This is a genomic window from Cellulosilyticum sp., from assembly GCF_982396655.1.
In genome coordinates this window covers 75,014-93,162 of record NZ_CEVXFV010000008.1, presented here as the reverse complement: position 1 = coordinate 93,162, position 18,149 = coordinate 75,014, and the positions used below count along the sequence as shown (strand labels likewise).

The 18,149-nt window shown below is 34.3% G+C and carries 18 protein-coding genes; 1 reads left to right on the top strand and 17 read right to left on the bottom strand.

The annotated features are described in order from the left end of the window. Positions 1–168: 168 nt before the first annotated feature. The 9 genes from AC1VAQ_RS05515 to AC1VAQ_RS05475 all read right to left on the bottom strand — a co-directional run bounded on the left by AC1VAQ_RS05515 (position 169) and on the right by AC1VAQ_RS05475 (position 9,677). The gene (locus AC1VAQ_RS05515) at positions 169–1,521 is read right to left on the bottom strand and encodes an ABC transporter substrate-binding protein (protein ID WP_302595811.1); all 1,353 of its coding nucleotides are present in this window, start codon (positions 1,519–1,521) and stop codon (positions 169–171) included. A gap of 360 nt (positions 1,522–1,881) precedes the next feature. Continuing rightward, entirely contained in the window at positions 1,882–2,886 is a 1,005-nt protein-coding gene (locus AC1VAQ_RS05510) for a LacI family DNA-binding transcriptional regulator (RefSeq protein WP_302595812.1), read from the bottom strand. A gap of 199 nt (positions 2,887–3,085) precedes the next feature. Further along, positions 3,086–4,474, bottom strand: coding sequence for a CdaR family protein (locus AC1VAQ_RS05505; protein WP_302595813.1), 1,389 nt, complete (start codon positions 4,472–4,474; stop codon positions 3,086–3,088). Then, complete coding sequence (gene cdaA, locus AC1VAQ_RS05500; protein ID WP_302595815.1) at positions 4,467–5,342, bottom strand: diadenylate cyclase CdaA; 876 nt, start codon at positions 5,340–5,342, stop codon at positions 4,467–4,469. Before cdaA ends, AC1VAQ_RS05505 begins: the two co-directional genes overlap by 8 nt. 147 nt (positions 5,343–5,489) lie before the next feature. Then, a complete protein-coding gene (locus AC1VAQ_RS05495; RefSeq protein ID WP_479903575.1) occupies positions 5,490–6,497 on the bottom strand; it encodes a hypothetical protein in 1,008 nt (335 codons plus the stop codon). Next, positions 6,484–6,927, bottom strand: a complete 444-nt coding sequence (locus AC1VAQ_RS05490) for a hypothetical protein (protein WP_303243824.1) — start codon at positions 6,925–6,927, stop codon at positions 6,484–6,486. Before AC1VAQ_RS05490 ends, AC1VAQ_RS05495 begins: the two co-directional genes overlap by 14 nt. Next, entirely contained in the window at positions 6,917–8,143 is a 1,227-nt protein-coding gene (locus AC1VAQ_RS05485) for a putative glycoside hydrolase (RefSeq protein ID WP_479903574.1), read from the bottom strand. The genes AC1VAQ_RS05490 and AC1VAQ_RS05485 overlap by 11 nt, the downstream gene beginning before the upstream one ends. Positions 8,144–8,449: 306 nt before the next feature. After that, a complete protein-coding gene (locus tag AC1VAQ_RS05480; RefSeq protein WP_302595820.1) occupies positions 8,450–8,647 on the bottom strand; it encodes a hypothetical protein in 198 nt (65 codons plus the stop codon). After that, positions 8,625–9,677, bottom strand: coding sequence for a zinc-dependent alcohol dehydrogenase (locus tag AC1VAQ_RS05475; protein ID WP_302595822.1), 1,053 nt, complete (start codon positions 9,675–9,677; stop codon positions 8,625–8,627). Before AC1VAQ_RS05475 ends, AC1VAQ_RS05480 begins: the two co-directional genes overlap by 23 nt. Before the next feature lie 118 nt (positions 9,678–9,795). Between AC1VAQ_RS05475 and AC1VAQ_RS05470 the strand changes: the two genes are divergently transcribed. After that, positions 9,796–10,359, top strand: coding sequence for a TetR/AcrR family transcriptional regulator (locus tag AC1VAQ_RS05470; RefSeq protein ID WP_302595824.1), 564 nt, complete (start codon positions 9,796–9,798; stop codon positions 10,357–10,359). Positions 10,360–10,454: 95 nt separating this feature from the next. On the opposite strand, the gene lysS is transcribed toward AC1VAQ_RS05470, so the two are convergent. The 8 genes from lysS to AC1VAQ_RS05430 form a co-directional block, all read right to left on the bottom strand. After that, positions 10,455–11,978 (bottom strand): lysine--tRNA ligase, encoded by a 1,524-nt coding sequence (gene lysS / locus AC1VAQ_RS05465; RefSeq protein WP_302595826.1) that lies wholly within the window; start codon positions 11,976–11,978, stop codon positions 10,455–10,457. A 35-nt stretch (positions 11,979–12,013) separates the two neighbouring features. After that, entirely contained in the window at positions 12,014–12,487 is a 474-nt protein-coding gene (greA, locus tag AC1VAQ_RS05460) for a transcription elongation factor GreA (protein ID WP_302595828.1), read from the bottom strand. Between the two features lie 226 nt (positions 12,488–12,713). Next, on the bottom strand, positions 12,714–13,688 hold the full coding sequence (dusB, locus tag AC1VAQ_RS05455; RefSeq protein ID WP_302595829.1) for a tRNA dihydrouridine synthase DusB: 975 nt from the start codon (positions 13,686–13,688) through the stop codon (positions 12,714–12,716). Between the two features lie 12 nt (positions 13,689–13,700). Next, a complete protein-coding gene (locus tag AC1VAQ_RS05450) occupies positions 13,701–14,471 on the bottom strand; it encodes a type III pantothenate kinase (protein ID WP_302595831.1) in 771 nt (256 codons plus the stop codon). 121 nt (positions 14,472–14,592) lie between these two features. Next, the gene (coaBC, locus tag AC1VAQ_RS05445; protein WP_302595832.1) at positions 14,593–15,819 is read right to left on the bottom strand and encodes a bifunctional phosphopantothenoylcysteine decarboxylase/phosphopantothenate--cysteine ligase CoaBC; all 1,227 of its coding nucleotides are present in this window, start codon (positions 15,817–15,819) and stop codon (positions 14,593–14,595) included. Positions 15,820–15,837: 18 nt separating this feature from the next. After that, positions 15,838–16,464 (bottom strand): ECF transporter S component, encoded by a 627-nt coding sequence (locus tag AC1VAQ_RS05440; RefSeq protein WP_302595834.1) that lies wholly within the window; start codon positions 16,462–16,464, stop codon positions 15,838–15,840. A gap of 170 nt (positions 16,465–16,634) precedes the next feature. Beyond that, on the bottom strand, positions 16,635–17,075 hold the full coding sequence (locus AC1VAQ_RS05435) for a DUF6145 family protein (RefSeq protein ID WP_302595836.1): 441 nt from the start codon (positions 17,073–17,075) through the stop codon (positions 16,635–16,637). A 22-nt stretch (positions 17,076–17,097) separates the two neighbouring features. Continuing rightward, positions 17,098–18,075, bottom strand: a complete 978-nt coding sequence (locus tag AC1VAQ_RS05430) for a biotin--[acetyl-CoA-carboxylase] ligase (protein WP_302595838.1) — start codon at positions 18,073–18,075, stop codon at positions 17,098–17,100. Positions 18,076–18,149 lie beyond the last annotated feature (74 nt).

Here is an 18,149-nt window from a genome sequence, read left to right as displayed (position 1 = left end):
ATTTTTACTTAGAAGCCTATTTTCAATTTATATTTGTCAAAGAATTTATATTTAAACTTCTAATCCTATTAATTGTAGTAACTTCTAAAAACTGCTTTTAATGAGTTGATATAAGGAAGGGTTTCCCCCTCCTTATAAGGAAATTTTAAAATGATTAACTATCTGATATTATTTATCAAATTCTGCTCTGCTAGCAGCCCAATCTTTATTCATCTGATCACAGATTTCATCATAAGTTTCACTTCTGTTGCCAATTGCTGATTCAATCATAATAAGCTTCCATTTTGGCTGCCATGTACCAACTTCTGAGCCATTGTCAATGCTGTCAAATAAGTCTTCTTCACCTGCTGGTGCTGGTGTAAGTGTCACAAACTCTACGCCTGCATCTTCAAAAGCTGATAAAGCTTCTGGGAAATCTGCATCTAATTGCGCTGGAATACCATCTTCATGTTGTGCATAACCTGATTTATCTACCATCCACCATAAGAATGCAAGTGCAGCTTCTGGATATTTTGTATTTTTGTTAACACCATATGCAAAGTCTGATGCAATTTCTGCATATTGTTTACCATCTTCTGCCGTAATAGGGAATGGCATATAGCCAATATCTTCTGGATTTTCTGCTAATGCTTTTACTTGTGAAACTGCCCATTCACCAAGCACCATAGTTCCAATTTCACCATCTGCAAGCATTTGTTTAGATGATTCCCAATCAGTTGACATAGGGTCATCTTCTACTAAACCTTGTTTAACTAAGTCATACATTAATTTATAGATTTCATAATGTACTGTCCCTTGTCCAAAAGGTGCATCGTCATGTGACATTTTAATAAGTATCTCTGGGTCACCATATGCACATCTATTAGCTTCCCATTGTGTGAGTGTCCATTGTGCTACATAGTTCGTATAGTAAGGAATAGCCTCTGTATTGTCTTTGATTTTTTGCATTGCAGCTAAGAATTCATCTGGTGTTTTAGGGATATCTGTAATTCCTGCTGATTCAAATACCTTTTTGTTATAAAGTACGCCTGGTGCTGTAAGCATTGAAGCAATACCATAAACCTGTCCATCAAAGGCCCTATCATTCATATTTCTATATTTTGTACTTAACTCATCAACACTTCCTAAAGGTATGAAGAAATTAGAATACTCATTTTTATTAATATCAGGAATCATTAAAACATCCCCATATTCTGCTGTATTCATACGCACTTTAATATCATCTTGATAGTTTGTAATCCCCTCTATATTTACTTTTACATTTGGATATTCCTTATTAAACTCATCAATGTATTCTTGAAGTAATGTATCTGTAATGTCCGTTCTGTGTGTAATAAAAGTAATCTCTCCTGAAATATCTTCTGGATTTGTTGTGCCTGTTTCTGCACTCGCTTCCGTAGTGGCTGTATTGTCAGTAGTTTCTCCTGCTGTTTCTTTTGCCGTTCCACCGCCACATCCTACAAGTGCTGTTGCTGCCATTGTTACTCCTAAAGCTAAAGATAATACCTTTTGTAATTTCATATGTATCCCTCCAAATAATATGTTCATACTGTCATTCCCTGTAGCTTATACATCTAGTTAATTTTAAGTAACAAATTCATTTTTAAGTAACTTTTATTTCCTAAATTTATTATAAATTATTAACTAAATTAAATCAACAATTATTTATTATATTATATAATTTATTATAAGTTTTAGATTTTTTAGTTTTTGTTTTGTTATAAAATAGCTATTCTTTTTATTTCTCCTCTTAAGTTATACTTGAATTTAATTTCTTTTTTACTTAACTTTAATCTGTCACATACTTTTTTCCTATACTACAAAAAAGCAGGTTACTGCTCCTAATTCATAGGTTACAGCAACCTGCTTCTTTATAACTTTTTACTTAATTTTTTTAACAGAGTCTCTATAAATAATATTACTTGTAATAATACGTCTTCCTAAAGATTTCTTTTCACCTTTAATTTTTCGTAATATGCTTGTTACGGCTACTTCTGCCATTTCCTCATCATTAATTGAAACAGTTGTAAGCGCTGGGCTAATAAATGTAGAAAACATATAGTTATCAAAGCCTACTACTGAAATATCCTCTGGTACATTAAGTCCCATACTTTTAAGTTTATTAATAAATACATAGGCAACCTCATCACAGTTACATACAAAAGCTGTTGGCATGTCCTCTGGCAAGTCAAACTCAATATACAAGCCATCTGCATCACGATCACAAATAACATATGCTTCATTTAATGGAATATGATGTTCTATGAGCGATTTGCAATACCCTAAATATCTGTCTAAAATGCTACTCGTTGCATGTATGTCTCCTATAAACCCAATCTTCGTATGCCCCTGGTTTATTAAGTGATTTGTTAGCATATAAGCACTATAAAAACTATCATTAATAATGCTATCATACTTAGCATCCTGATTATAGAAGTCTAGCAATAATATAGGGATTCCCGTATTATATAATCGTTCAACATAGTCATCATCCATTTGGCCTAATAAAATAATACCATCCACCTTATTCTCACTAATTATTTTAGGCAAATGATTTTTGTAGTGACGATCCAACAGCTCCAATATCCCAAAACTATTATTATCCTTTAAACTACTCGTGATATTTTGATATATTTTCCAATAAAATGAATTACCTGTTTCATTCATGAAATGTTCATGTACTAAAATACCAATATTAAAATATGTATCCTTACCTTCATTCTTATTACCGCCATTATAGGTATAACCCATTTGTTGTGCCATTTCTATAATTTGCTCTCTTACAGCCTGACTAACTCCTTCTTTGTTACTTAAGGCTTTAGATACTGTTACAGTACTTACATTTAATGCTTTACCTATATCTGACATAGTCACATTCTTCTTCATCTTATTCCCTCACTCCCCAAGCCTATTACTTTAAACATTATATGCTCCTTAGTCATGCCTCGGCCACTTCGTCTTACTTTTATATATTAATATATTATTACAACTTTACTTTATTTTCAATCTTTTATTAAGTAAATCAAATTGAACTTAATAGAATAAGAAGAACCTGCCACGAAATTACTTTCGTGGCAGGTTCTTCTTATTCTTGTGTTTGTTCCGTTGGTGTTGCTGTTGTATTATCCTCTGAAGGTGTCGGTGTTTCCTCTTCTGAAGGTGTTGGCGTTTCCTCTTCCGAAGGTGGTGGTGTTTCTTCCTCCACATTACTTAAGCTTACAAGCTTTACCTCTAAATCTATCGTATCATTCAACACTTTAAATTTAGCTGTAGTTTGTACTTTCAGTGGTAATGTATAATCCCCTTCACTATAGCCACTTAAATCCAACGTTGTCTTAAGCTCCGCCGCAATCTGTGCAGCATTATATGATAAGATTTCTTCTGCTGTTGCTGAAATACCTACCTGTATCTCACTTGTAAGTATTTCATAACTTAAACTACTACTAAGACCTGTCACTTCTACATTCAACATTGATACTGGAATATTATAAATATAGGTATTTTCCTTGTCTATTTCAATAGTTACATTAACTTCTTTTGCATTACTTGTCGTTACGCCATCTGGTAGCTCTAACTTTGCCGGTATAACTGTTGTTTGGGTAATCTCACTAATATCAATAGGCTCTAATGAAATTTCATTTATGTTATCTACAATTTCAGCTTTTCCTACGATAGTCACGATTTGTGGCTCACACTTATTTCCTACATAAACATATCCTTCTTGTGCGGAACCTGTTACACTTACTTTAAGTGGTACATTTTTAAGTTTACCAATCAAAAGCCTTACCTCTATATTCTGCGGTGATGTTACTAGACCTGTTATCTCATTACCTTCATCATCATATATGGTAACTGGCAAGCGTTGTACTAGCTTTTCATCTGAAAATGTACTGCCATCAATATTTACTACTACAGATGCGATATCATTAATTGCTGATTTAGCACCTTTAATTTCAATAGTTGTTGGACTTAGTACTGGGTCTCCTAGAAGTTCATAGCCATTTGTACTGCCATCTACTATCTGATACTCAACATTACGTGTTACAGATGCTTCACGCTCAAGCACAATACTTGTGAATTGTGGCTTTTTATCTGTCACTGTAATCGAGTGTCCATCTAGCATAATATCAATTGTATAATTAGCTAGGCACTGAATAGAATCTTGATTCAAATCACCTAGATATTGATTTAGATTTAGCGTTGCTGTAATTAGATTATTGTTATAAACCTTATCAATCTCTAAACGAGGTCCTCTGATTGTTACAGCAAAGGCTTGATTTTTAATCTCATCTTCATTTTTAAGTACATATCCTTGTGCCTCTAATGCATCAAGGCCTTTAATTGTCACAGGTACATTTTTAATGGTCTGAGGCTGGGTAGGATTCTGTGTATTAATAACAAATAACCATAATATCATTGCTAATGCTAATGATAAAATTTTCCATGAAAGGTCTTCTCTTGATATCTTATTCATCTTTGACCCTTCCTTTCCAAATAGCACGTTTTCGATCGAGTATCTTCTTATCGGTGCGTTTTTTCCTTCTTGTTGAAAGTAAAATCTTTCTAATCATGTCCGCATCCAGATTACGTCTGATTTTCCCATTTCTTACATATGAAATGGTGCCATTTTCTTCTGATACAACAATAACAATGGCATCTGTAACTTCTGAAATGCCAATAGCCGCACGATGTCTTGTACCAAGTTCTAAGCTAACGTCCATACTGTCAGTCAATGGTAAGAAGCAAGTTGCCGCAGATACCCTATTATTCTTTATAATGACTGCGCCATCATGAAGTGGTGTATTTTTTTCAAATATGTTGATTAAAAGCTGACTTGTAAGTACTGCATCTATACTAATTCCTGTCCGCTCTACATCCCCTAATTTAGTCTCCTGTTCGATTACCATAAGGGCACCTGTCTTATACTTAGACATATGAAGTGACGCTTTCACAATTCCCTCAATTGCTTCATCTGTCATACCATCTTGCTCATTATTATCTGTAATACTGAACACCGTCGCAAACATATTGCCACGACCAATCTGTTCAAGTGCACGTCTGAGCTCTGGTTGGAAAACAACTAATAGGGTAAATGCACCAAATGTAATGGTTTTAGAAATGACCCACCATAATGTATGCAGCTGAAAAACATATGCTATGATGGCCACGGCTAATACAACAACCACACCTTTAAAAAGTGCCCACGTTCTTGTATCTTTAATCCACTTGAGCAAAATATATATTAAATAAGCAACCACCAATACATCTATTATATCCCGAATGCCAATATGTGGGATGCCGATATTAGGTATCTTACTAATTACTTCTTTTATTACATCCACTGGCCAAAACTCCTTTATAATTTATTTACACTTTATTATAACATGTTTTTTTCGCTTCGTGTGTTTAAGCTTAGAAATATTTTTTATTTTTGTTAATCCGTCTATATAATATACATAAATTGAAAAAATAAAAGATACAAGCTCATTTTAGAGACTTGTATCCTTTTCATCTTCCATCATATTATATGGCATAGTTGTATTTTTATTCGGTTTATTATTATAAACACGCTTTACTTTGCGACTAGTCGTTGTTAGATAAATTTTAGGCACTACTTTAACATAATAATAGTTGTCATCATCTTCAAAGTTTAAAACTTCTGAACGTTCATAATCCAATACCTTAGAGAAAAACTCTACAATAATAGCTATTAAAGTATAAAGTAATGTTGTAAACAACATACTTGTTAAACTAACATCGATTTTTAAAAATAATATTGCTAAACTAAAGCCTACTATGTTCATAACAGCCCCTATACCTATAGCAATATAAGGAGCATAATCTACTGCCAATCTTCTAATAAAATAAACCGTACTAAAAACTACAAAAAATATAATCATTACACAAAGCATTGTTTGATCTACAACAATACTACTAACATTTATAGTTGTTAGATTTTTTGCTGCTTCCATTAAGGCCGCTTTACCGGTTCCTGTAATAACCACTGCTTCCGCCAAATTAGGAATCACAAACCACATGAATACACCTAACAGTATTCCTATAATGCCTATGTAACCACCTACTAATGCTGCCACAACGGGTACTAAAACTTCCATCTTTAGGGCAAATGCGGCTATTGTAAGAATAATTAAGATGCTCTCCTTAGGAAATAATCTCATAAATAATAAGTATAAAATCACCAAGAATAAAAATACAATTCCAGCTAATATAGGATTTAATGTCAAGCCATAAAGAGGTGTTAAAATTACGCTGCCTAGCAATATTCCCTTTTCCGGAAGTGCTGTTCCTATAAGGCTAATAAATAATACAATTATAGGATTGCTAAGGGCACCTTGATATCCTGTTTTTATGATTAACATATTTAGTATGATATAAATCATGATAAACTTTAAAATAGGTGCGGTAATATATTCATACTGCTTGTACCACTTAATGATATTTTGTCTTAACGTTAATAACCTTTCAATTGCTTTCATTTAACGCCTCCTCTTTACCACTCTCATAATCATCTAACTCCTTTAAGATTTTACGATACTGCCTTAGTCGCTTCTGAGACGCTCTGTATTTTTTACTATACACCCATGAAGAAACTAATGTATAGACCACAATTCCAATTAGCCAAGGCAATATATAGGGATTTATATAGGTACCCATAAACTGTTCTAGTGATTCTGGTATTATAATATTTTGAGTTACAATCTTTGTTGCTCCTACTACTAAGAAAAATAATACCACCAAGGTAAAACATACTCTCGTTTTAAAATTCTTAATATATATATAATCCTCAAGAAAATACTTGCAGCGCTTTCTATCTTCATTGCCGTATTTCTTATTGTACATTTCAAGCTTTGTCATAAGAATGATTTTATTTTGATCTATCAAAGAATCACATCCTTTATTCATCATCTAACCCTGCTTCTGTATACTTACCAGATGCATTCCAGAATAGCCATTCATCAATTCCTGCATCATAAGTTCCCTGAATTTGACTTCTGATCTGCTCTTCACCATAAAATTGATAAGGCTCCATTCCTGCTAATGTAAAATCCTGAAGCCACGGCCTAATTTGTGCTTTTCGTTCATCTCGCGGATTCTCCATTAATCTATCCTGTGCAAGTTCCATTGACCTTAATATTATATCATAACATTGTATATGTGGGTACTCTATTCCAAACGTTCCAGCTGCATAGTGAGAAGGATACACCATAGGACATATATAGTCTAAATGCTTACAGAGCTCATTAAAATCTTGTCCTACATTTTCTCCATCCACCTTACTCATTACTACAGCCCCCAATACATCAGCTGAAACACTTACACCATATTCTTTAAGGCTCTCACACATGTATGTTACAAATTCCGTAATAACCTCTGATTTACTTTTATCAGTTCCTAATTGTACCCTTTCTTCTGTCATAGATTCATGAAATCTAATATAATCAAACTGTATTTCCTTAAAACCAACTTTAATCGCTTCTTTACATACCTCTAATATATACTCCCAATTTTCCTTATTATAAGGATTAAGCCATTTATCCCCTGTTTTAGTCTCAAAAACTTCCCCCTCTAAATCCTTCATCGCCAAACCAGGAAAATGCTCCGTTGCTACATTATCCTTAAAGGTTACAATACGTGCAATAGGATAAATATCTTCCTCATAAAGTCGCTTCATAACCTTTTGAATATCCTCAATAGGCGGACTAGCAAGCACACATCCCCTATCTACAAGCTTTTTATTGCTAGATGCAAATGTTAAATAGCCCTGATCATTCTTGACATCTATAACAAAACTATTTACATTAGTGCGCTTTGCCATAGCAATATATTCTTCATAATCTTCTACTTTACTAGCTGGAATATAAATCCCCCTAACTTCCTGCTTCTGCTTATATAAGCCATATTCCACCTTATTACCGTCTATATAAATAGACTCTACATTTTTATTTTCTACCCTCTCTAAGTTAAGTTCTTTCAAATCTTCCCCAAAATCTTGTCTATTTCCTATGATGCCAAAACAAATAACACTAAAGCCTATAATCAAGAAAAGTAATCTCTTGAGCCAAATTTTTTTTACCTTGTAATGATAGTAACCATTCAGCGGTTTTATCTTATATTTTTTCATTTGTAGCACCCCTAAATATATTCAACTCATTATACCATAGACAGAATTAATATTCGATTATTTATATTTTACAATATTATTACGCATTTTTATAGTAATTTACAAAAATTTCTATTTTAAAAGGAGTGTTATAAAAACAAAAGTAGCAAAATGCCCCGTTGGTGCTTCTTAAATTTTCCTAGAACATAAAAAAGCTGTCCTATTTGAATCATGTCGTTTAGTTAAATGATCCAAATAGGACAGCTTTTTATTTATGTGTTATTTTAAATTTTGTGGAACATGTGTCTTATTATAGTGTAAAAATACTTATTTTAATCCTTTAACTAGTGGTATTAAAGCAATAAGCATTATAATTCCTATGATCCCAATGATAATTCCAATGATTAAGGCGTTCCACACCATAACTGAGCATAAACCTATACCTAGTAGTAGAATACCAATGATTGCTATAAGGATTGTACCCAACATTTTTAAGGAGAGTTTAATAAACGGTTTTCCTTCCATCCTTCTTCCCCCTCTCCGTATTTAAACTTATCATGACATTGAATGCCTGATTGGAATCTGAAGCTTTTCTGATTGCATCCTCTATCTTTTCTAATGGATATTCGTGAGTAATGATAGATTCAATATCCCATCTCTTGCTTTTCATAATTTCCATGACATCTCTAACATCCTCTGGCATATATCCGCCAGAACCAATAATGCTTTTCTGAGCATAAGTCATGTGTAAAAGGTCAAGATCTCGGATTGCATTATTTACTGCTACTGACACAAATCGGCTTTCAATCTTCCCAAAATCCATGAATATCTGTAGAATTTTTTCTGCTCCTGCTGCATCAATGAAACAGTCAATATCTGCTACTAATCCATTTAAAGATGGTGCCATACCAAAATAGGATTTTGCCACCTGCTCAAAGTCTTCTCTCGCTGTATTACACACAGTAAACCCCATATCCTTGGCAATCTTTAAGCGATAATCTGATCTATCACAAATCATCACCTGCTCTATCCCAAAGTAGCAAAGGGCAATAGCTGCCGCTATACCAATAGTTCCGCAACCAAAGACAACCGCCTTTTCTCCTGGTTTTGGTTGACTCCGTCTTGCTGCTCTGCAACCTACAGTAAATGGTTCAATTAAACATGCCATCTTATCTGTGATTGTTTCATCCACCTCATATAATGTAATGTCTCGTTTTGCATTAGGCGCCAGAATATACTCAGAAAATCCGCCAATTGTTCCAGCCCTCTTTGAATCACCTGTTACTAATCGTGGATAAGGATAAACTCTTTCCCCTACTTTAAAGTCTGTCACTTTGCTACCTACTGCTACCACTCGTGAAATTGTCTCATGCCCAAATTCCTGTCCTACGGTAATTTTATGTCCAGTACCTGGGCCATGTTCAAAGACTGCTACATCTGTCCCACAAATACTAGAATATATATTTTGTAATAAGACATCATTTTCTCCTACCTTTGGTATAGGTATGTCTTTTATTTCTATAGTTTCTTTTCCGCCATAAATTGCTGCTTTCATTCAATTCCTCCGCCTCTCTTGCTGATTATCACTTGCTTTCTTTATTATCCAATGCTAAAATATCAAAATCAACCATCAATACTCCAATTTGTGTTGGAATAATAAAGGAAAGAGTCATATGAATAAAAAAAATAACCAACGTTTCAGAGATATGGAAATTCGCATGCAATCCGCTATGTTAGAACTAATGAAAAACACAGCTTTCGATAAAATAACGGTTAAAAAAATTTGTGAAAAAGCCAATGTAAATCGCTCTACTTTCTACGCACATTTTATAGATATTTATGATCTTTTAGACAAAATGGAACTAGAATTAAGAAAGGAATTACTAAATAGCTATTCTACAGCCTCAAATGAAAGTCGTCAGATTTTTTCTGTCCAATCTTTCATTCCCTTTTTACAGCACATTAAAAAGCACAGTTACTTTTATAAAATCAATCTACAGACCAGACGTACCTTTCCACTGGAACAAGGATATGACAGTATGTGGCATCAAATTATCAAACCACGCTGTGAACATGCTGGCATTACAGATGAATCTGAAATGATGTACTATTTCATTGCTTTTCAAGCAGGATTTACCTTTGCATTAAAGCACTGGGTAGATAATGATTGTAAAGAAACCGAATCAAAAATGGCTGAAATCATAGGAAACTGCATTCCAACTATTTTGAGAATCTAAAAATGTGGCTCCTAAATATAATAATTTCTATAAAACAAAAAGCTAGCAAGATAAGTTAAACTATCTTACTAGCTTTTATTAGTATATTAACGAGATTAGTCGTTAAGTGGTTTCATTGTTGGGAATAATAATACGTCTCTGATTGATGCTGAGTTTGTAAGTAACATTACAAGTCTATCTACACCAATGCCAAGTCCACCTGTTGGTGGTAATCCGTATTCAAGTGCTGTTAAGAAATCTTCATCGATTTCACAAGCTTCATCATCACCAGCTGCACGAAGTTCTTCTTGACGTTTGAAACGACTTCTTTGATCGATTGGGTCATTAAGTTCTGAGAACGCATTAGCATGTTCACGACCTACGATGAAGAGCTCGAATCTTTCTGTGTATTCTGGATCTAATGGTTTACGTTTTGCAAGTGGAGAAATCTCTACTGGATGCTCTGTAATGAATGTTGGTTGGATAAGGTGTTCTTCTACGAATTCTTCGAAGAATAAGTTTAAGATATCACCTTTCATGTGATGTTCTTCAAATGCAACATGTTTTTCTTTAGCAATAGCTCTTGCTTCTTCTAAATCTTTAATTGCTCTGAAGTCTACACCTGTGTATTCTTTAACTGCATCTACCATTGAAATTCTCTTGAATGGTTTTTCAAGGTCAATAGTTACACCGTCATATTCAATAACAGCTGTACCATTAACTTCTTGAGATGCATTTCTGATAAGTGCTTCTGTGATATCCATCATATCATGGAAGTCAGCAAATGCTTGATATAACTCCATAATTGTAAACTCTGGATTATGTCTTACAGACATCCCTTCGTTACGGAATACTCTACCGATTTCATATACTTTTTCAAATCCACCTACGATAAGGCGTTTTAATTTAAGTTCTGGAGCGATACGCATGTACATGTCGATATCTAATGCATTGTGGTGTGTAATGAATGGACGCGCTGCTGCACCACCTGCGATTTCATGAAGTACTGGTGTTTCTACTTCGATGAAGTTTTGGTTATCTAAGAAGTTTCTCATAGAACGGATAATCGCACTACGTTTTAAGAATGTATCTTTAACTTCTGGATTTACAATAAGATCCACATAACGTTGACGGTATCTCATCTCTACATCTTTAAGACCGTGATATTTTTCAGGTAAGATTTGTAAGCTTTTTGATAAAAGTGTTACTTCTTTTGCACGAACAGAAATTTCACCTTTTTGAGTTCTAAAGATATAACCTGTGATTCCTACGATATCACCAATGTCATATTTTTTAAAGTCAGCATAATCATCTTCACCAATCTCATCTTTTCTAACATAAGATTGAATACGACCTTCTTGATCTTGGATTGTAATGAAAGATGCTTTACCCATATCACGTTTTGCCATGATACGACCTGCTACTGAAAGCATAGTTCTTTCTGACATTTCATGCTCTTCAAGTGTACCAGTAGCTTCTAAAGCTTCGAAATCTTTCTTAGCTGTTTCGCTGTGTGCTGTTACATTGAAGTTTGTCACTTTGAAAGGATCTTTTCCTTTTTCTTGAAGTGCAGCAAGTTTATCATATCTTACTTTGATTAATTCACTAACATTTTCTTGTACTTGATTTTGATCAGACAAAACTGATTCCTCCTTTGTGCTTTTACACTTATCTCTTAGTTTGTGATATCTAAGATTCTATATTTATCTACACCATCAGTAGTATCAACTTCGATTTCATCACCGACTTTGTGGTTAAGTAATGCCATACCTACTGGTGATTCATTAGATATCTTACCATTTACTGGGTCAGCTTCTGTTGAACCTACGATAAGATATTCAATTTCTTCTTCAAAAGTATAATCATAAAGTTTAACTCTATAACCAGGTTTTACAACCTCAACTTTTTCTTCATTTTCAATTACGATAGCATTTTTGAGCATTGTCTCAAGTTCTACGATTCTAACCTCGATTTCAGCTTGCTCTTCTTTAGCTGCATCATACTCTGCATTTTCAGAAAGGTCACCTTGTGCTCTTGCTTCTTTTAATTTTTCAGCTACATCGTTACGTCTAACTGTTTTTAAGTTTTGAAGTTCTTCCTCTAATGTTTTAATCCCCTCATATGTGAGTAATACTTTTTTGCCAGCCATATCTGTACTCCCTTTCTTAGCTTACTACTATATTTTTATATTTTAGTTTCTTATAATTTGTGTTATTATAGTACATTTTTTAATTTAACAATTATACCGTAGCTTGCTTATGTTTGTCAACTTAAGGGCTACATTTCATAACACTTTATAAGTAAGCTTGTGTATAGGTTGCCTTGAATTTAAAACTCTATGCACAAACTTATTTTTAGCGTCACAAAAGTATAGCTTATGAGAATTCCCTAAGCCTTGCATCACAGTATTCTAACATACGTTTTACATCATCATAAGTTTCTACCGATGTGAGTGAACGTCTTAGGTCCGTCGCACCATGTAAACCTTTTACATATGATGTAAGATGCGTGCGCATTTCACGAATTCCTACGAATTCTCCTTTATACTCTACAAGCATTTTCGCATGTCTTAAAATAACTTCGGCGCGTTCTTCAAAGGTTGGCTCTGGTAAAAGCTCACCTGTTTCTAAATAATGTACTGTTCTCTTGAATATCCAAGGGTTACCTTGTGCTCCCCTTGCGATTAAAACAGCATCACAGCCCGTATGATCTATCATGCGTTTTGCATCCTCTGGGCCTCTAATATCACCATTTCCAATAAGTGGAATACTAATATTTTGTTTTACTTCTTTAATAATATCCCAATCAGCCACGCCACTATAAAATTGCTCTCTTGTTCTACCGTGTAGTGCAAGGGCACTTGCACCTGCCTGTTCAATGATTTTAGCAACTTCTACTGCATTAATGTTATCCTCATCAAAGCCTTTTCTAATCTTAATAGTGAGTGGTTTTGTAAGTACGCTAGATACAGCGTGTACAATCTCACCAATTAACTGTGGATTTTTAAGTAGTGCTGAACCTTCTCCATTTTTAGTAATCTTAGGTGCAGGACAACCCATATTAATATCGATGAAGTCAACCGGGCTTTGCTCTACTTGTTTTGCCATTTCGCTCAAAATCTTTGGATCACTACCAAATAACTGTGCACCTATTGGGTGTTCCATTTCATCGACCGATAATAATTGATTTGTTTTCCCATTTTCATAAAGTAAGCCCTTTGCACTTACCATTTCAGTGGTCATCATCCCACAACCAAATTCTTTACAGATTATCCTAAACGGTAAATCTGTAATGCCGGCCATAGGGGCTAAAAAAACGTTATTAGCCGTTTCTACGGTACCAAATTTCATTTTTGTATCATCCTATCTATTTTTTTCGTAAATTAAAGCGAGTCCTTTTAAAGTCAGTAACCCGTCATACTTTGTAATTACTTTTGTGCCATCTTGAATTACTTTTGCAAGTCCACCTGTAGCAATTACTTTGAGGTCATCGCATCCCATAGCTTCCTTGGTTTTATTAACAATGTATTCTACTTGCCCTATATAACCATAGATAAGTCCAGATTGCATACTTGATACAGTATTTTTGCAATCTAAAATACCTTTTGTTCTTTTAATTTCCATATGAGGAAGCTGTGCTGCTCTTTGCCACAAAGCATCTGCACAAATTCTAATACCTGGTGTAATAAGACCACCAATGAATTCACCTTTGGCATTAACAATATCATAAGTAGTAGATGTCCCAAAGTCAATGGCCATACAAGGTCCACCATACATTTCATAGGCAGCTACACAGTTTACAATACGATCTGCCCCCACTTCTCTGGGATTATCCGTCTTAACTGCAAGGCCAGTCTTCACACCAGGTCCTACAATAAGCGGTTTATGATGTAGATATTTTTTAATACCATTATTTAGAGAGTACATAATATCCGGTACTACAGAAGACATAATAACCGCTGTAATATCATTAATATTAATTTTTCTCTCTCTTAACATCTCAACCATCATAATACCATATTCATCGGATGTACGTGGCGTTTGTGTCGTTAGTCTAAAACTAGCGATAAGGTCTAAGCCTTTCATAACCCCCATTACTATATTAGTATTCCCTATATCTATGGCTAATAACATCTTTCTACCTCTTTCCGTTTCTTCTTATGCTATCATTAAAAGTTCAAAGAAAGCAGGGCCAAATAACGTAACTTGCATCACATTATCAACTCAAGCTTTGAGTTTAGGCACCTGCTTATAATTATTTAAAATAGCACTTTACTTTATCTAGTATAGCATCTCCAAGATCTAGTTTTGACATTTGCGCATACTCGGTTATTTGTCCATTTGCTTCAATAAGCGTTGCAATATTGGTATCACCTTTAAAGCCGGCACCTTCTTTTGCAATGTTATTAGCAACAATAAAGTCTAAATGCTTCTTTGCAATCTTCTGCATTGCATATTCTATCACATTATCCGTTTCTGCCGCAAATCCAACTAATACTTGTTTCTCTTTTCTTTCACCTAAACTTTGAAGCACATCTGGATTTTTCACAAGTTCTAATGTCATTTCTTCATTATCACCTTTTTTAACCTTATGATGACTTTCTACTTTAGGCCTATAATCTGCAACAGCTGCAGCTTTTATTACTGCATCTGCCCATTCAAAATAATCATGGGCTGCTGCATACATATCTCTTGCACTTTTTACATTAATTACCTTTACGCCTTCTGGCACTGGAATTTGTACTGGTCCTGAAATTAAGACTACCTCTGCCCCTCGCTTTGCCGCTCTCTCAGCTATAGCATAGCCTTGTTTACCTGAAGAGTGGTTTGTAATATAACGAAATGGGTCAATGGCTTCTATGGTAGGCCCCGCAGTTACAAGAATATGTTTTCCCTCTAAATCTTGTGCTATATTATTAACTTCTTTTAAATTTTTCTTTTCATCTTCTTCTAAAGCTTTTAACACAAATGCTACAATCTCGTCGGGTGAAGCAAGTTTTCCTGCACCTACATCCCCACAAGCAAGCATTCCTGCTACTGGTTCTATAAATAAATATCCTTTTGATTTTAAATAAGCTATGTTTTCTTGTACAATTTCATTTTCATACATAGCTGTATTCATAGCTGGTGCAATAACAACTGGGCATTTTGCAGCCATTACAGTTGTCGTAAGCATATCATCTGCTATACCATGGGCAATTTTACCTATTACATTAGCAGTGGCTGGTGCAATTAGCATTAAGTCTGCCTTCTTTGCTAATGCAATATGCTCAACCTCCCATTTATGTGGTCTCTCAAAAGTATCTGTTACAACATAATTATTTGAGATTGTTTGAAAGGCCATAGGTTGCACAAATTCACAAGCGTTTTTGGTCATAATTGTGTTCATCTCATACCCAAGCTTTCTTAGCTTACTTTCTACATCTAGCATTTTATATACAGCAATACCACCTGTTACACCAATTAAAATATGCTTTTTCATATGTCACCTAACCTCATTTTACACTCTGTTTCTAAAGAATATTTGTCCAAGCACTTTACCTATTGCAAGGACTAAAACACCTGCGACAATTGCTTCTGGCACACCATTTATCCCGACAATACCCATAATCACACCAAATAAAGCGCCAAAGTCCACCCCTTTTGCTGCTGCATATGGTTCACCAAAGAATAAATAGATACCGCTCATTACAAAAATAGTATTTGTAAGTGAGCCAACAACACCAGCAACAATATATGCTGTAATTTTTGTCTTGTCAATTTTACTAATCCATTTGAAAGCATAGTATGCTGTAATACCAATTAATACACGTGGGACGATAGCTACCACTAAACTCATAAAGTTACCTGTCACACCACCTATTGTGATGAATGGTGAAAATACGAAAGAAGTAACTCCTGGTCTTATCGTATTTGTAATAACTGATAAAAGTCCAAATACGCCGCCTAATACTCCTCCAGCTACAGGTCCTAAGAAAATGGCTCCTATGATTACAGGAATATGTAATGTCGTCGCATTCATAAAGCCTAAGGGAATAAATCCTAAGGGTGTAAATGTAAGTACAAGTTCAATTGCAATTAATACCCCCATTAGTGCTAATGTCTTCGTGTTCTTTATTGTTTTCATGATTTTCCTCCTAGCTGTCGCTCATTTTAAGGTGAACGCCTAATATTTTAGGTTCTCGTTCACTTATGATGCAACGCTTAATTTTGACAGCCTACATTATATCACAATATTTTATACTAGTATATAATTACAGCTCTATTTAAAGCCATCATTAGAACCAAATCTTTTTCCTAATCTTCTAATAAAACTTGTACAAATTGACGGTAATCTTCACCATGTTTTTCTACAACTGCTTCAATGATTTCTGCTGGCGTTTTTCCTTCGCTTTGCATTAATAACACATCTCTCATAATCATGCCATTTGGTGTATGATAAATCATATACCACATTTTTATAGACTTAAAAGTCTCTGCTTCATCTTGCTGTAATTTTTTAATCTCAAGACTTGCTCCAATATCATCATAAAACATAGGGTCTTGTTGACGTTCCTCAATAAAGATTTCTCCATTTTCATAAAAACCAACTGTAATAATGCAGTTTGTTTTTTCTGCGATAACACCAAGTTTTGCACGAAGCGTTTCTACAATACCCTCTGGTAAATCCTTATATTTCTCATTTAAATAATATTTGTGCACATAAGGTGACACTGATATTAATACATGCTTATCCATTTTCTAATTCTCCTTCTTCTTTTTATACATACCCATAGATGCCTCGCACGGATACTTCACCTGATAAAATAGTATTTATCTCTCCATCTTCTGTTTTCACCACAAGACTTCCATCTACGTTTATATCTAACGGTGTTGCAACGTACTCCTTTATACTATCTATTATTTTTACCTTATCTGCAAGTGTTATACAGTATCTTTTGTAGATAGGTATAATCATTTCTAGTGTAGGCATCTCTTTATATGCCATATAATATGGTTCAAATTTTTCTAAAAATACCTTGATAATCTCACGTCTTTGATATTCTTTCTGTCCTTCTAATTTAAGTGATGTCGCATAAGATAAATTGCCTGGGAAATCTGTATTATTAACGTTGACACCAATGCCAACCACAATGTAATTAATTCCATCCATCTCAGCACTCATCTCTGTTAGAATACCACAAACCTTCTTTCCACTCACGACTATATCATTAGGCCACTTAATTTTAGCATCTAATCCTGTTACTAGGCAAATAGCTTCACACATAGCAAGTCCAGCCATAAGTGTAAGCTGACTTGCTTTATCTGGCCTGATTTGAGGACGCAATAATATACTCATAAAGATACTATTGCCACTTGGTGAATCCCAACTTCTTCCTAAACGTCCCTTGCCTGCTGTTTGCTTATCCGCAATAACTGTAACGCCTTCTACTTCTCCTGCTCTTGCTATCCTTTTAACTTCCTCATTAGTAGAATCAATTTCTTTAAAGTAGCGTATATCTCTTCCCAAACTTTTTGTTGTTATAATATTTAAAACTTCTTCCCTTGTAATAACATTAGGTGTTTCTATGAGCTTGTACCCTTTCTTAGTACTTGATTCAATCTCATATCCTTCATCTTTAAGCTTATTAATTATCTTCCATACACTTGCTCTAGTTACCCCTAAGCTTTTACTAATCTCTTCACCTGACACATAATCTGATTGACTTCTTAAATAGCCTAGTACTTTTTCTCTCATTATTCTTTCTCCCCACTATAACTAATTTAGTTAAAATAAAAAGCCGAAAACTAATTTCGGCTTTTTGACTTCTA